General features: G+C 43.2%; 9 protein-coding genes. 2 read left to right on the top strand and 7 right to left on the bottom strand.

Annotated elements, in window-relative coordinates:
* Positions 1–8 precede the first annotated feature (8 nt).
* On the top strand, positions 9–1,988 hold the full coding sequence (locus NST73_RS19180) for a DHH family phosphoesterase (protein WP_017359884.1): 1,980 nt from the start codon (positions 9–11) through the stop codon (positions 1,986–1,988).
* Positions 1,985–2,434, top strand: a complete 450-nt coding sequence (gene rplI, locus NST73_RS19175) for a 50S ribosomal protein L9 (protein ID WP_007497423.1) — start codon at positions 1,985–1,987, stop codon at positions 2,432–2,434. The genes NST73_RS19180 and rplI overlap by 4 nt, the downstream gene beginning before the upstream one ends.
* Positions 2,435–2,475: 41 nt before the next feature.
* On the opposite strand, the gene NST73_RS19170 is transcribed toward rplI, so the two are convergent.
* The 7 genes from NST73_RS19170 to NST73_RS19140 all read right to left on the bottom strand — a co-directional run bounded on the left by NST73_RS19170 (position 2,476) and on the right by NST73_RS19140 (position 14,961).
* Complete coding sequence (locus NST73_RS19170) at positions 2,476–3,690, bottom strand: MFS transporter (RefSeq protein WP_144680324.1); 1,215 nt, start codon at positions 3,688–3,690, stop codon at positions 2,476–2,478.
* 22 nt (positions 3,691–3,712) lie between these two features.
* Positions 3,713–3,856: a YycC family protein gene (locus tag NST73_RS19165; protein ID WP_008347524.1), complete on the bottom strand. Its 144-nt coding sequence runs from the start codon at positions 3,854–3,856 to the stop codon at positions 3,713–3,715.
* A 72-nt stretch (positions 3,857–3,928) separates the two neighbouring features.
* Positions 3,929–4,663 carry an alpha/beta hydrolase-fold protein gene (locus NST73_RS19160; RefSeq protein ID WP_144680322.1) on the bottom strand — a complete coding sequence of 245 codons (735 nt, stop codon included), beginning with the start codon at positions 4,661–4,663 and terminating at the stop codon, positions 3,929–3,931.
* Between the two features lie 89 nt (positions 4,664–4,752).
* On the bottom strand, positions 4,753–5,718 hold the full coding sequence (locus NST73_RS19155; protein WP_024718449.1) for an iron-hydroxamate ABC transporter substrate-binding protein: 966 nt from the start codon (positions 5,716–5,718) through the stop codon (positions 4,753–4,755).
* 98 nt (positions 5,719–5,816) lie between these two features.
* Positions 5,817–7,442 (bottom strand): helix-turn-helix domain-containing protein, encoded by a 1,626-nt coding sequence (locus NST73_RS19150; RefSeq protein WP_144680320.1) that lies wholly within the window; start codon positions 7,440–7,442, stop codon positions 5,817–5,819.
* A gap of 122 nt (positions 7,443–7,564) precedes the next feature.
* A complete protein-coding gene (locus NST73_RS19145; protein WP_024718451.1) occupies positions 7,565–7,792 on the bottom strand; it encodes an MbtH family protein in 228 nt (75 codons plus the stop codon).
* 20 nt (positions 7,793–7,812) lie between these two features.
* Positions 7,813–14,961, bottom strand: a complete 7,149-nt coding sequence (locus NST73_RS19140) for an amino acid adenylation domain-containing protein (protein ID WP_342499289.1) — start codon at positions 14,959–14,961, stop codon at positions 7,813–7,815.
* Between the last annotated feature and the right edge of the window lie 8 nt (positions 14,962–14,969).

The following is a 14,969-nucleotide window of genomic DNA, read 5'->3' as shown; positions in this document are numbered from 1 at the left end:
TGATATCAGTGCCAAGCTTCTATCGAAAACCTGTCATCAAGTATCCGATCTTCGCGTTAATTGTTCTTGCGGTGATCACAGTCCTCCTCAACCTTTATTTTAATTGGATCATAGGAGCGGTTGGTCTTTTAGTCCTTGCGGGTGTGCTCTACTTTTTAAAGTGGGCAGATACGCAGGTGCAAAAAGAGATTGATTCATATATTTCAACATTATCCTATCGAGTCAAAAAGGTTGGAGAAGAAGCATTAATGGAGATGCCAATTGGTATTATGCTGTTTAATGACCAGTATTATATCGAATGGACCAATCCATTTCTCGCTTCGTGCTTCCATGAAAGCACACTTGTCGGCAGATCCTTGTATGATACATTTGAATCCATTGTGCCTCTTATTAAACAAGAGGTTGAGACAGAAAATGTGACGCTGAATGACCGGAAATTCAAAGTCATTATTAAACGGTCAGAGCGCCTTTTATATTTCTTTGATGTCACGGAACAAGTGCAGATTGAAAGACAGTATGAAAATGAACGAACGGTGTTATCTTATATCTTTTTAGACAATTATGATGATGTCACACAAGGTCTCGATGATCAGGTGCGCAGCGCGATTAATAGTGAAGTCACATCGCTGTTAAACAATTGGGCACAAGAATACGGCATTTTCTTAAAAAGAATTTCATCTGAACGATTTATGGCTGTATTAAACGAGAGCATCTTAGCAGAGCTTGAAGCGTCGAAGTTTTCCATTTTAGATGAGGTTCGTGAGAAAACAGGGGCACATAGCGCCACACTTACCCTTAGTATTGGAATCGGTGCGTCTGTTCCTTCTTTAAAAGAACTTGGCGCACTTGCGCAGTCGAGTCTTGACCTTGCCCTCGGACGAGGCGGGGATCAGGTAGCGATTAAACAGCCGAATGGGAAAGTGAAATTCTACGGTGGAAAAACCAATCCAATGGAAAAACGGACACGAGTACGCGCACGGGTCATTTCACATGCTTTAAAAGAAATTGTATCTGAAAGCGGTAATGTCATGATCATGGGGCATAAGTTCCCCGACATGGACTCTATCGGTGCCTCGATCGGGATTTTAAAGGTTGCTCAGGCGAATGGAAAAGAAGGTTACATCGTCATTGATGCCAACCAGATTGGGGATAGCGTTCAACGCTTAATTAGTGAAATTAAGAATTATGAAGAACTTTGGTCCCGTTTTATCACGCCTGAGGAAGCGATGGAGCTTGCAAAGGATGACACATTGCTTGTGGTCGTAGATACACATAAACCGTCCCTTGTAATGGAAGAACGACTGCTAAATAAGATCGAAAACGTCGTTGTCATTGACCACCATAGACGTGGTGAGGAATTTATCCGTGATCCTTTACTTGTCTATATGGAGCCGTATGCTTCATCTACAGCAGAACTTGTGACAGAGCTGTTAGAGTATCAGCCGAAGAAATTGCGGATTAACATGATTGAAGCCACAGCACTTCTTGCTGGGATTATCGTGGATACGAAGAGTTTCTCCCTCAGAACGGGGTCAAGAACGTTCGATGCAGCATCCTACCTTCGTGCAAAAGGGGCAGATCCTGTCCTTGTGCAAAAGTTTTTGAAAGAGACAGTCGATCATTACATCAAACGGGCAAAGCTCATTCAGCATACAGAGCTGTATCAAAATCAGGTAGCGATTGCTTCCTTGCCGTCTGACAGATCTGAGTATTATGATCAAATTACGATCGCACAGACGGCTGATTCTCTCTTGTCGATGAGTGAGGTTGAAGCATCATTTGCTGTCGCAAGGCGAGATGACGATACGGTCTGTATTAGTGCAAGATCGTTAGGGGATATCAACGTTCAAATTATTATGGAAGCATTAGATGGCGGCGGTCATTTGACTAACGCTGCGACCCAGATTTATGGTATAACCATTGAAGAAGCGGTAGAGAAGTTAAAAGCTGCCATAGACGAATATTTCGAAGGAGGGGTTCAAAGATGAAAGTCATCTTTCTAAAAGACGTAAAAGGCAAAGGGAAAAAAGGCGAAGTCAAAAATGTAGCTGACGGATACGCTCACAACTTTCTCATCAAACAAGGGTTAGCTGTTGAAGCAACTCCAACGAACCTAAGTGCATTGGAAGGGCAGAAAAACAAAGAGAAAAAGAATGCCATCCAAGAGCTTGAGCAAGCGAAACAATTAAAAGAAACACTTGAGGCGCTGACAGTGGAACTCACTGCTAAATCAGGTGAAGGCGGTCGTCTATTTGGTTCAATTACCAGCAAACAGATCGCTGATAAATTGCAAAAAGAACATCAAATCAAACTCGATAAGCGTAAAATCGAGTTGAATGATGCCATTCGTGCGTTAGGATACACAAATGTACCGGTGAAGCTTCACCCAGAAGTACAAGCAACATTAAAGGTTCACGTCACAGAACAAGCATAAAACAGAAAAGAACCCGTCTCCTCGTGAGACGGGTTCTTTTTTTATGATGGATCTGAAATATAGATGCTTCGTCCAGCACGCATACCGGATAAAAACATGAAAAATAGAACGATGATAAAGATGATAATAGATGGCGTCCATGTATGTGTCACATCAAAAAGGATACCGATCATGAATGGACCAACAGCGGCTAATAAATAACCGAGTGACTGCGCCATTCCAGAAAGGGCAGCTGCTTGTTCCATATTGGTTGTTCTTAATCCAATAAATGTGAGGGCAAGACTGATACTGGCCCCTTGTCCGACGCCGATTAATAGCACAGAGATGACAAGAATAGGCGTCGACCCTCCGAGAAGGAGACCAATCATGCCGAGTAAATACACAAGGACAAGGCCGACAACAAGCGGTCTTTGTGTTTTTAATTTTTCTGCAAAAACGGGCGTTAAGAAGGTGGATGGCAGACCAGTGAACTGCATAATGGACAGCATCCATCCCGCTGTCGCTAGGTTCATGCCATGTGATGTCAAAATATCAGGAAACCATGCGATACTGCTGTAGAAAAGGAATGATTGCAAGCCCATAAAAAAGGTCACCTGCCATGCGACACGTGAACGCCATATTGGCTGTTCTTTGAGTGAAATGCTTTTGACAGCCGCTGTGTTCTGATGAAGAAGCTGCGGCGCCCACACCATCATCGCAAGAAGGGCAAGTCCGGCCCAGACAAGGAATGATGTATTCCAGCCGCCAGGCATTGCATGACTGAGCGGAACGCTGACACCAGATGCAAGTGCAGCAAAAACGGACATCGATGTCGTATACACGCTTGTCATTAATCCAGCATGTGCAGGGAATTTATGTTTCACAAGTCCAGGTAAAAGCACATTACAAATCGCAATCCCGACGCCGACTAGCGCTGTTCCCATCATTAAAAAGTTGATGCTGCCCAATGAACGAATGACAATCCCAAAGAGCAGGACAGCAAGCCCAAGCCAAAGTGTTCGTTCATTCCCAAGACGTTTTCCGATTTTAGGTGCAATGGGAGATAGCAATGCGAATGAGAGCAGTGGTAATGTCGTGAGGAAACCAGCCAGTCCATTTGAAAGCTGTAAATCAGAACGAATGGCACCGATCACAGGACCAACAGACGTAATGGCTGGCCTCAGGTTAAAGGCAATGAGTAAAATCCCAGCAATCAGCAAAATGGTTTGCCCTGTACTGCGAGGATGAAATGTTGATTTTTCTAGTTGTTGTTCCATGAATGTAAACTCCTTTATTTCTTTAAGAACGATCTTTCTTCTGTTCAAGCTCCGCTAATTTAGCTAATAAGATGTGCTGCGGCATATGCATGATTTGCTCTAACGGTACATTGAGTGATGCAGCAAGCTTTTGTGCAGTATCGGCTGAGATTTGTAAAGGTCTCATGCGCAAATCCCTCCTCTTTCAATCTATACGTTCCAATATACCATATCGACTTTGTGACTTGCTGATAAAAAATTAAGGTTTTCTTTTATAAAACCACTTGATGGCTGATAAGAAATTTTTTTGAAATTGTTTCATATGGTGGCCCTCTCCTTGTTCAATGTGAAAGTGAAGCTTTCGTTCCTGCATCCCTTTCTGTAATAAAAGATCATGGAGTTGTTTGTTGAATAAAGGCATGTGCTGTTGGACAGATGTTTTGCCTTTCCCTTCTTCACTGCCTACAGACAAATAGACAAGGTGGTCCACAGACTGAATGCTTTGTTGTTTAGCAAACGGTAGAAAATCTTGATACCAAAATGATCCAGAGATAGATGCGATGTTTTTAAAAAGAGCAGGGTACATCAATAAAGTATAAATTGCAAATAGCCCACCTAATGAAGCACCTATGTGACTATGTTCATGACCGGTCTGTTTGACTGGGTATTCTCTTTTGATATATGGAAGCAAGTCATTTGCTAGAAATGACACATATGTCTGTGCCTCACCTTTAAAGTCAGGGAATCCAGAACGCAGTGATGATGCTTTCCATGGTGTATATTCGTCAAGTCGATTGAATGGGTGTATACCGACGATGATGATTGGCGAGATGGTTTTGGCTTCAATCATGCTTTCGATCTCTAGCAGGTGGGTTCTAAACAAAGAAGAGCCATCTTGTACAAAGACAGCTGGAACATCAATAGAGGTGTCCGGTGGAAGGTAAATATCAAGCTGCCGCCCGTTCAATTCGTCATATAGAAACGTTCCGTTCATGTGTATTCTCTCCTTCAAGTTTTCAAGCTCTGCTGAAAAGAAGAACAAAGGGCTAAAATGTTTAGCCCTTTGTCAAGATGCGCATCTTTTTAGTTGGTTTGATCTAGCCATTTGACAGCCTGATCAAGGAAAGTTGTTTTGCTTAGTGCTGTTCCTCCCTGAAGCATAGGATCAACGACATTTTCATTGATGTGTCCATTTTTCACAGCTTTTAGGCTGTTCCAAATTTTATTTCCCTCTAAGTCCTTCAATGCATTTGGATTCGATGAGTTTTCCTCTTGGGAGAACTGAACAAAGATATAGTCAGGATTGAGTTCGCCTAGGCGTTCCAATGAAATCATTGCTTGTGCTTTGGCTTTTTTGATATCACTTGGTGCTGTAAACCCTAAGTCCCCATATAAAGTAGAGTTGAAGTATACGTCTTCAGGGTACACGTACAGGTCGCCCTGTCTAATGCGTAAAATGACAGCTGTTTTGTTGTTGCTTTTGTCTTTCAGCGTTTCTTTCGCTTGTTTGAGATCTTTCTGATAATCAGAAATGATGCTTTTCGCTTCTTCACTTTTTCCAGTCAGTTCACCTAGTAATAAAAGGTTGCTTTCCCAGTCGGAAGAGACATGTGATACTGGGATCGTCGTTTGGATTTTATCTAGTTTTTTAATTGTTGCAGGCGGGAACTTGGTTGATCCGAGTATCACGTCTGGTTTTAGTTTTAAGATTTTTTCTAGGTTTGGTTCTGTTTTTTCCCCAATGCCTTCTGTTTTTGCTGTAATGTCTTTAAATAATTCAGGGAAAGTGCCGCCTACAGTAGAAGCCCCAATAGGGTCGATACCAAGTAGTTTTGCATCTTCCATCGATTCTAGGCTTCCAGCAATGACGATTCGTTTCACTGGTGTTTTCAGTTTGTACGTTTGATCTAAGTATTTGATATTTGTTTCTGCTGCTTCAGCTGACTTGCTTTTGGTTGTGTTGGAAGCCGGTTTATTTTCTGCAGCACCACAGGCTGCTGCGATGATCGTCATGATACAAAGGATAAGCAATGCGAACCATTTTTTCATTTGTTTTCTCCTTTAACTGATAATTGTTCTCAATTAAAGATTGTAGTAGTCATTCGTCCTTTTATCCATAGACAATGATCTGTCTAGTGATGGACTTTTTACGGAAAAAAAGATAAAAGGTCCTGAATGACTCGTTGATGACTGGCTGCTGTGTATTCACGCCAAGGGTCAGAAGCGAGTGGATAGACGGCTTGTTGCGTCACAGCCTTGAGATTTTGCCAAGCCTCCTGTTGCTTTAATTTTTGATAAAAAGCAATGGTTTTTGGTTCTTTATGCAACAAGAGGAAGATGGCATCTGGGTCTAGCTGCTGTATAGAGTGAATGCTGATTTTTTTTTCGATGAGCTGGCCATCATTCTGAAAAGCTGGCAGAAGGCCAATGTCATGAAAAATTACTTCTGACAAGGTGCGATTGACAGATAAGTAGAGCTGATCTTGAAAGATACGAAGAGGCAGGACGGTTCTTGGTGGATGATCAATAACGCATTCCTTTTTCGCTTGATTAACGAGTTCTTCGTAATGAAGCAGCCATTCTTCTGCTTCCCTCGTTTCGTTTAAGAACAGAGCTGTTTGTCTGAATTGAGTGCGCCAATCCAATTGTGTGAATGGAACAAAGTGCACAGGACAGATGGTTTTCAACACTTGTTTTTCTGCCTCTGTCACATGATCATTGGCAATGATCAGCTCAGGTTGTGCTTCCTTCAATTGCTGTAAATTGGCTTCAGCGTGCTCGTTGATACGATGTGCACTCAGATGAATCGGAATTTCTTCTGCATAATGCTCAAAATCATGTGCTGTCCATTTAGGGTGAAGAGGGGCAGCATATGGGATGATATGAATAGGTGTGAGCTGCCCGAGTATGGAATGACCATAGGCAGCCATTTTCCGTTGACGGCTTTTCATATAAGCAGAAGGAGTGATACCCGTTTTTTTCTTAAAGATGCGGCTAAAGTAATAGGGGTCTTGATAGCCGATGTCCTGTGCAATGTCTTTGAGCTTTGCATGACCTTTCGCCATTAACTGTTTGGCTCTAGCCAGTCTTTTCTTGGTGATATAATCAGTGACACTCACATCAAAATGCTTTTTAAATAGCTCGCTGTAATGATTGGCGCTGATACCAGCCATATGAGATAGACTTGTAAGGCTGAGAGGTTCTTCGGAATGTTGATCGATATATTGTTTTGTTTTGAAAAGGGCGTGTGTTGTGTCACAAATGTCTTCTTTATGCAGTGTGAAAAGCTGCAGGATGAGCTGTTGAAAAAGGGTTTGGCTTCTAAAAAAGCTAATGGATTCAGGTTTTTGCCATTCTGTTGTCATGTCGGACAGTAAAGAATGAATTTGTTCAATCGAGCTAATATCGATAAATTGCCATACATTCAGTAAAGAACGGGCATGTTCAGTTGATACTTCTTCTATGTTTTGACCTTGTAGCGTGTACATCTGAAATCGAAACAGATAGAGCTCGTGTTTTTGATAAGGCTCTGTTTTCAACATAAATGTTTCCCCAGGCATCATCGTATAGAGTGTCAGATTTTTCAATCGCCATCTTTGATCATTCAATGTAAGTAAACCACTGCCGCTTATGCTAAAGAGGAGGCAGAATGTATCTGACAACTGCTGCTCCGTATGTGGAAGATCTGCATTATTTATTTTTTCAGTATATGTTAATCGATAAATGCATTGTTCAGCATTTACCTTTGTACATAATTGATGATTGTTTCCCATAAAACCACCTGATCTCTTATTAATTGATAAACATTCTCAATTGAATTGTATCAGAAAGAGCTGGAAAATGGTGTGTTTATTCTGTCAAAAAAGCACCCTGATGGAGATCAGGGTGCGATGATTTATTCCGTTTTTCCATGTGCTAACGCAGGTTCTTTTGTTAAGCTTAATGGCCGTAAGTCCTGCCAGTGTGTCTGGATATAATCAATGCAGGCATTTCTAGTGTCTTCACCAAAGACCTTTTCCCATCCATCTGGTATTGGTGCAAATGATGGCCAAAGTGAATGTTGTCCTTGTTCATTGACAAGCACAAGAAATACACCGTCTTCACGATCAAAGGGATTTGTCATTTGTCATCTCTCCTTTATTCTTAGTGCTTTTGTTTGACCCGGTGCAGAGCGTTGTCTAAGATGACACCAATTTCTGCTAGGGGTTTAGGCTGGCACATGTCTTTGTGCCGGCAATGAATGTCGTGCTGTTCAATGGTTCCGTTGATATAAGGTGCCCATGCTTCGGGATCAATCGGTGTAAACCAGTCTGGGATAATGGTAGATCTAAAGAATAATATGTCCCCTTGATAAGTTTTTGGCTGATATTCCCCGAGCAATCGCACTGAGTTGACATAGGTTTCTTTTAGATTTCTTATGGCATCCTCACTTAAGCTTGCTAGTGCACTGCCGTCTTTCTTCAAGATGTCGACAGCACTTTTCATCGTGAGCGGTTCACCTGTTAAGGTATCTGGATCATAACCGCCGAGTGCAAGAAGAGCGATTAGTGCTTCTTCTTCATCAGGTGCTTCTTTAATCGGTAAGAAATGGTTCGGATAGGCATCCAGCATCGCAACGAGAGCGATTTCTTCACCTTGCTGCTGGAGTTGAGTAGCCATTGCTTGTACAACGTTTCCGCCAAGTGACCAGCCAAGTAGATGATAAGGGCCTTTTGGCTGAATCGTTTGGATGTGCTTAATATAATCGGCAGCCATATCATCGAGTGTATGCGGATAGTCATCTTTTCTTGCGATTCCTCGTGCCTGTAATCCATAAATAGGGATGTCTTTCTCTAATGTATTCAAGAGACCTGCATAGCACCAGCTAAGACCACCTGCTGGGTGAACACAGAAGAGAGGGTGTCTTTCTCCATTTGTTCGTAGCGGCAGTAAAATTTCTAGTGCGTTTTCATCGCTTCCTGTTTCTAGTTTCTCTGCCAAGCTGGCAACGTTCGGTGCTTCAAACAATGTTCCGATGCTCAGTTTCACACCAAGTGCATCACGAATGCGGCTAATTAAACGAACCGCAAGTAATGAGTGCCCGCCAATATCAAAAAAGCGATCGTCAATGCTGATTTTTGGCAAATCAAGCACCTCTTCAAAAAGATGACACAGGACTTCCTCTTTCGGGTTTCTTGGGCCGCGGCCATCCGTCTGCTGTATGTGCAATTGAGGTGCCGGAAGTGATTTTTGATCAAGCTTCCCGTTTGCTGTAAGTGGCATCGTATCAATCTGTACATAAGCCGCAGGCACCATGTAATCAGGAAGACTGGCTGCCGCAAAATGGCGAAGAGTCTCTGTATCGAAATGGTCTTCTTCAGTTGTGACGATGTATGCAACTAAGCGTTTGTCGCCAGGCTGATCCTCTCGCAAAATGACGGCAACTTGTGCAACTGCGTCGTGGCGTGATAGAACGGCTTCGATTTCTCCAAGTTCAATCCTAAACCCGCGTATTTTAATTTGATGATCAGCTCTACCAATGTAATCAAGTGCCCCTTCTTCTGTCCAGCGAGCGAGGTCGCCTGTACGATACATCCTTGTGCCAGGCGCTCCATAAGGATCGGCAGGGAATCGATCTGAGGTCAGGTCAGGCCTGCCTAGATAACCTCTTGCCAAACCAGCTCCAGCTACATACATTTCACCTGTTGTCCCAGGTGGAACAGGTTGTAGGTATCCATCTAGTACGTACACGTGTAAATCAGGAATTGGTTCGCCTATTAAACTGCTGGATTTCTTTGCGATCATGTCTCGATTGAGTACATTGTACGTAACGTGAACGGTGGTTTCTGTAATGCCATACATGTTAATTAATTTTGGCTTGCAGTCTGAGTGACGGCTGTACCAATCTTCTAATCTGCTAAGTTCTAATGCTTCACCGCCAAAGATGACATAGCGGAGTGATAATGCTTGACCAAGTGTTTGTTGTTCCTTGTCTATCTGCATGAGCTGATAGAAGGCGGAAGGTGTTTGATTAAGTACAGTCACACCTTCATCGACTAGAAGCTGCATCATCTCTTCTGGAGAACGAGAGATGGTATGAGGAACAATGACAAGTCGCCCGCCATATAAAAGGGGTCCCCATATTTCCCAAACTGAAAAGTCAAAGGCATATGAATGGAACATTGTCCAAACATCCTCTTCATCGAAATGGAACCAATGTTCAGTAGATGTCAGAAGACGGATGACATTTTGGTGTGGAATGACCACTCCTTTTGGTTTCCCTGTAGAGCCGGACGTATAAATAATATAGGCCGGATGCAGAGAAGATAGCGGCTCAATTCTGTCTATATCAGCCGGATTGTGATTTGGCATTGTCAGCAATTGGTCGCTCGTTTCTTTTTCGTCTAACAAAATCAAATCGCAATCAGCAGGGAGATGCAATGCAGCTGCTTTTGTTGTGATGCTGCAAACTGGTTTGGCATCTTGTATCATGTATGCCAGCCTGTCTGCTGGATAGTCAGGATCAAGAGGAACATAGGCTGCGCCTGCTTTATGAACAGCTAATAAACTGACGAGCATATCAATTGATCTAGGCAGAGCAAGTGCAACGAACTGTTCTGGTCCAACGCCTCTTTGTATTAATAAATGAGCAAGACGATTAGCTTTGTTGTTTAACTCACCATAGGTCAGCTGCCTCTTGCCATCCGTTACAGCCACTCGATCAGGGTATTGCTGCGCCGTTTTTTCAAATAAGGCCGGGAGACTATGTGCTTGGTCTGACTGAGCGAATGTCTGTTTGTCAGGGAGAAATGTTTGTCGTTCTTGATCTGATAAAATGTTCATTTGACCAATCGGCAGATGTGGGCGCTCAACTATCTCTGTTAAAAAGCGCTTCATTCTGTCAGCGATTGCTCGAACGGTACTTTGTTTAAATACATCTGTGCTGAATTCAAACAATCCTGTTAATCCTGCTGCTGATCCAGTTTCAGTTCTTTGTTCTGTCAATTCGATGGTCAGATCAAATTTAGCTGATCCCACTGGTTTTACGTAGAGATCCGAATCAAGTTGTGTCAGCTTCATTTCCGCCTTCGGTGTATTTTGGAAGGCAAGCATCACTTGGAACAATGGATTCCGTGATCTGGAGCGGGTTGGATTTAGGATTTCCACTAGCCGTTCAAATGGCAGATCCTGATGCTCATAGGCTGCTAAGTCAACGTTTCGCACTCGCTTCAATAGCTCACTGAAGGTTGGATTACCAGCTGTATTTGTACGTAATACTAGTGTGTTCACAAACAATCCGACAATATCGTCAAGAGCATCGTCATTCCGTCCAGCAATTGGACTGCCGATTGGGATATCTGTCCCCGCCCCAAGGCGTGTCAGTAATGCTGCAAGGGATGCTTGAAGCACCATGAACAAACTCACTTGATGCTGTTTCGCAAGCTCAAGAAGGTTTTGATGTAAAGCCGGTTCGATCGTAAAGTCTATCGTCGCACCGTTGAAGCTTCCTTCCTGTGGACGTGGGAAGTCATAGGGAAGCTCAAGTTCTTCTGGCAGGTCATGTAAGGCACCTTTCCAATAGCTGAGCTGCTTGGCAAATAGACTATCCGTCTCTTTTTCACTGCCCAACAGTTTCTGCTGCCAAATAGCATAGTCAGCATATTGAACAGGTTCCGCTGGCAATGGGGTGGATTTCCCTTGAATACGAGCTTCATAAGCAGCAGCTAAGTCTCGTGTCAACGGTGCAAGTGACCAGCCGTCACCAGCGATATGATGCAGCAATAGAAGCAGGACAGACCGATTGGCATCAAGCGTGAATAATTCTGCTCGCAGTGCAGGTTCTTCTTCAATCTGAAAGCTATAGCGAATGGATTCATTTAATTGATTCTCAATTTGTTGATCACTCGAAGCTGTGACATGGAGCTCAGGCTGAACACTTTTTGGGTGTAAAATAACCTGTCTTGGCATGCCGTTCTTATTTGGAAAAATGGTTCTAAGGGTTTCATGTTTTTCAGTGATATCTGCCAAAGCACCAGTTAGAGCTTGTTGATCTAGTGTACCTGTTAGCTGAATGACAAGTGGAATATTGTAAGTTGGACTTGGACCTTCAAGGCAATGAAGGAACCAGAGCCGTTTCTGAGCAAAAGATAACGGAATCTCATCTGGCTTGTTTTCTACCTGAAGCGGCGGTCGAATGTCCTTCGCTTTGTCCAAGTGCTGCGCAAGTTCAGCAACCCGAGGTGATTCAAAAATGGTGCTCATGCTTAGGTCTGCACCGAATGTATCTCGTATACGTCGAAGCAGACGAGCGGCAAGTAAAGAATGCCCACCTAAGTCAAAGAAACTATCATCTATACCAATTTGAGATAGGCCAAGTGTTTCTGCAAATAAACTACATAACATGTCTTCTTGGGGTGTTCTAGGTGTACGCTCAGAACTAACTAAAGACATATTTGGCACTGGTAATGCTTTGCGATCGATTTTGCCGTTTGGTGTAAGTGGCAGTTCCGGCAAAACGACAACAGCAGAAGGCACCATGTAGTCTGGAAGTAATGCAGCCACAAATTGCCTGAGCTCTGAAGGGTGAAGAGCTGAGTCGTCTGTCAGCACAACATACGCACAAAGCAACTGTTGTCCAGGTTGATCTTCACGAACGATCACAGATGTATGCTTTATAGCTTGATGCTGCATAATCACGGTTTCAATTTCACCCAATTCAATACGGAAGCCGCGGATTTTAATTTGATGATCGGCACGGCTTATATAATCAATCGAACCATCTTCACGCCATCTGGCTAAATCTCCAGTACGATACATTCTCGTGCCTTTTGTGCCGAACGGATCAGCGACAAATCGTTCTGCCGTTAAGTCGTATCGTCCAAGATATCCTCTTGATACTCCTTCACCTGCAATATAAAGTTCACCGATTGATCCTGCTGGGACTGGGTTTAGTCCTTCATCTAAAATGTAAATGCTCGTATTCCAAATGGGTTTACCAATTGCCGGCCCGCTATTCTCTTGATGTGCTGTGACATTTTCCATCGTAGACCAGATCGTCGTTTCTGTAGGTCCGTACAAATTGGTAATGTCGCATTGAAGAGATTGCAGTGTGTGCAAAAGGGAGGCAGGAAGTGCTTCTCCTCCAACAAGAACACGCATACCTGTGATCACGTCAGGGTATTCATCTGCCAATGCATGCCACAACGTTGGTGTTGCCTGCATGATTGTGACATGATGAGAACGAATCATGTTTGAAAGCTTTGCTGGTTCTTGTATCGTTTCTTTTTTTGCCAATAAAATAGCAGCCCCATGTAAAAGTGGGAGGAACATTTCTAGCCCGGAAATATCAAAGGCTATGGTCGTTACCGCTAAAAGCTGGTCTCCTTGATCTAATAAAAATGCATCTTGCATGGACAATATAAAGTTGACTACATTTCGCTTTGTTACAACAACACCCTTTGGTTTGCCTGTCGATCCTGACGTGTAGAGGATATAGGCGGGGTGATGTGGAGAGCCCTCGCTCCAGGTAGGATTGAGATGCGGACTGTCTGCTATCTCCTGATGAACAATTGCATCATCCAGTTGAACGATGTGAGGATAGTCCAAACCACCTGCTGTCTCATTGATTGTGAGCAAGCACGCTGGTTTGGCATCTTCTAGCATATAGGCGACACGATCGTTAGGATAATCAGGGTCTAGTGGCAGATATGCGGCTCCCGTTTTGACGACGGCTAATAGACTTACGACCATATCGATGGATCGAGGCAGAGCGATTGCGACGAATTGTTCTGGTCCAATGCCACGATTTTTCAAATAATGAGCTAACTGATTTGCCCGCTGATTCAACTCTTCATAGGTCAAAATGATTCCTTCAAACTGTAATGCTTTTGCTTGCGGCGTTTTGCTCACTTGTTTTTCAAATAGTTCCCGTAATGATTCTTTTGGTAATTCTCGTTTTGTATCATTCCAGTGCTTGAGAATGTTCTCTTTTTCTTCAGACAAAAGAAGGTTGAATTGACTGATTGTCTGATCTTGCTCTAGTCCGGTTATTTCCTCCAGCAATTGAAGAAAACGATGTTGATGAGCGTCAACGGCTGTCTCTTTGTAAACAGCAGGGTTTGCATCAAAGTCGATTTGAAATCCGTTTCCATCCGCACGGTCGTATATGTTGATCGATAAATCATCTACCGGTCCTGCTGAGAGATTGTGTGCTCGACCAATGCTCTGATCGAACTTGAGATCATAATCAAATGGCATGATATTGATCTGTGGACCGAATAATCGTTGATTTCTTCCGATGAGCTTAAAGTCTCTCCGCATGTCTTCATGACGATATCGTTGATGAGGACGAATGGCTTTCAGTTCATCAGATACTTGACGAACAAGTGCTGAGAGCGTCATTTCTGGTTTGCATGTTAAACGAAGCGGTACCAGGTTCATGACCATTCCAGGTGTTTGCAAGGCGCACGATCCAAGGCGCATCATCACAGGTAATCCTAAAACAATATCATGTGCACCCGTCATACGATGCATATAGAGTGCGGATGCGGCAAGAATCATTTCATGCCACGTACTACCGAAGGCTTGGGCGTTTTTTTTCATTTTGCTTACCTTTTCGGCATCGTATCTAGCCGTTTTCCGGATAAAATGATCCGACGTTCTTGGGGCAAGCTCAGCAAGGCTGACAATTTCCGGTTGATCAGCAAAACGATTTTTCCAAAATGCTCGATCATCTTCAAATCGATTGGACTGTTGATAAGTGATCTCTTCTTGGACTACATCATGTAAAGCTCCAAATGTTTGAGGAGGCACAGGTGTCCCTTGCGATAGGGCTGAATAGACCTCAGCAACACGACGTGCAATGAGCGAAAAGGCGAATCCATCAATGGCAATATGATGAATGCGCTGATACCAAATGAATCGATCGTCAGCAAGTTGAAAAAGCACTTCACGGAATAATACATCTTTCTCTAAAGAGATTGGTGTGGAAAGATCGGCTTTCATCCATGCTTTAGCCGCATCAAACGGCTGTTTTTCATTTTGTAAATTGACATATTGAAATGGGATTTCTTTCTTAGATGTCATCCATTGCTTTGGACCGTCAGTATCCTCAACGAATTGCATATACAAGGAATCTGCTTCTAAGACAGTCTTTCGAATGGCTGCTTCAAAGTGTATGGGATCAATAGGACCTTTAATCTCTATATACTCAGCTGTATTGAAAATAGGGTTAGATGGATCAAGCTGCTGCGCATACCAAATGCCTGATTGGGCACCGGTTAGTGGGAATGAATCGACGGACTGGATCGACAAGGGCCTAA

Origin of the sequence: Bacillus sp. FSL W7-1034 (genome assembly GCF_038593365.1) — a bacterium.
Taxonomy (GTDB): Bacteria; Bacillota; Bacilli; order Bacillales; family Bacillaceae; genus Bacillus; species Bacillus altitudinis.
Note: the sequence above shows the minus strand (reverse complement) of the source record. Positions and strands in the feature narration are given on the sequence as shown.

Excerpts from the sequence above, each read along its gene's own strand:
- rplI (WP_007497423.1), top strand. The coding sequence starts at position 1,985 with ATGAAAGTCATCTTTCTAAAAGACGTAAAAGGCAAAGGGAAAAAAGGC.
- NST73_RS19170 (WP_144680324.1), bottom strand. The coding sequence starts at position 3,690 with ATGGAACAACAACTAGAAAAATCAACATTTCATCCTCGCAGTACAGGG.
- NST73_RS19165 (WP_008347524.1), bottom strand. The coding sequence starts at position 3,856 with ATGAGACCTTTACAAATCTCAGCCGATACTGCACAAAAGCTTGCTGCA.
- NST73_RS19160 (WP_144680322.1), bottom strand. The coding sequence starts at position 4,663 with ATGAACGGAACGTTTCTATATGACGAATTGAACGGGCGGCAGCTTGAT.
- NST73_RS19155 (WP_024718449.1), bottom strand. The coding sequence starts at position 5,718 with ATGAAAAAATGGTTCGCATTGCTTATCCTTTGTATCATGACGATCATC.
- NST73_RS19150 (WP_144680320.1), bottom strand. The coding sequence starts at position 7,442 with ATGGGAAACAATCATCAATTATGTACAAAGGTAAATGCTGAACAATGC.
- NST73_RS19145 (WP_024718451.1), bottom strand. The coding sequence starts at position 7,792 with ATGACAAATCCCTTTGATCGTGAAGACGGTGTATTTCTTGTGCTTGTC.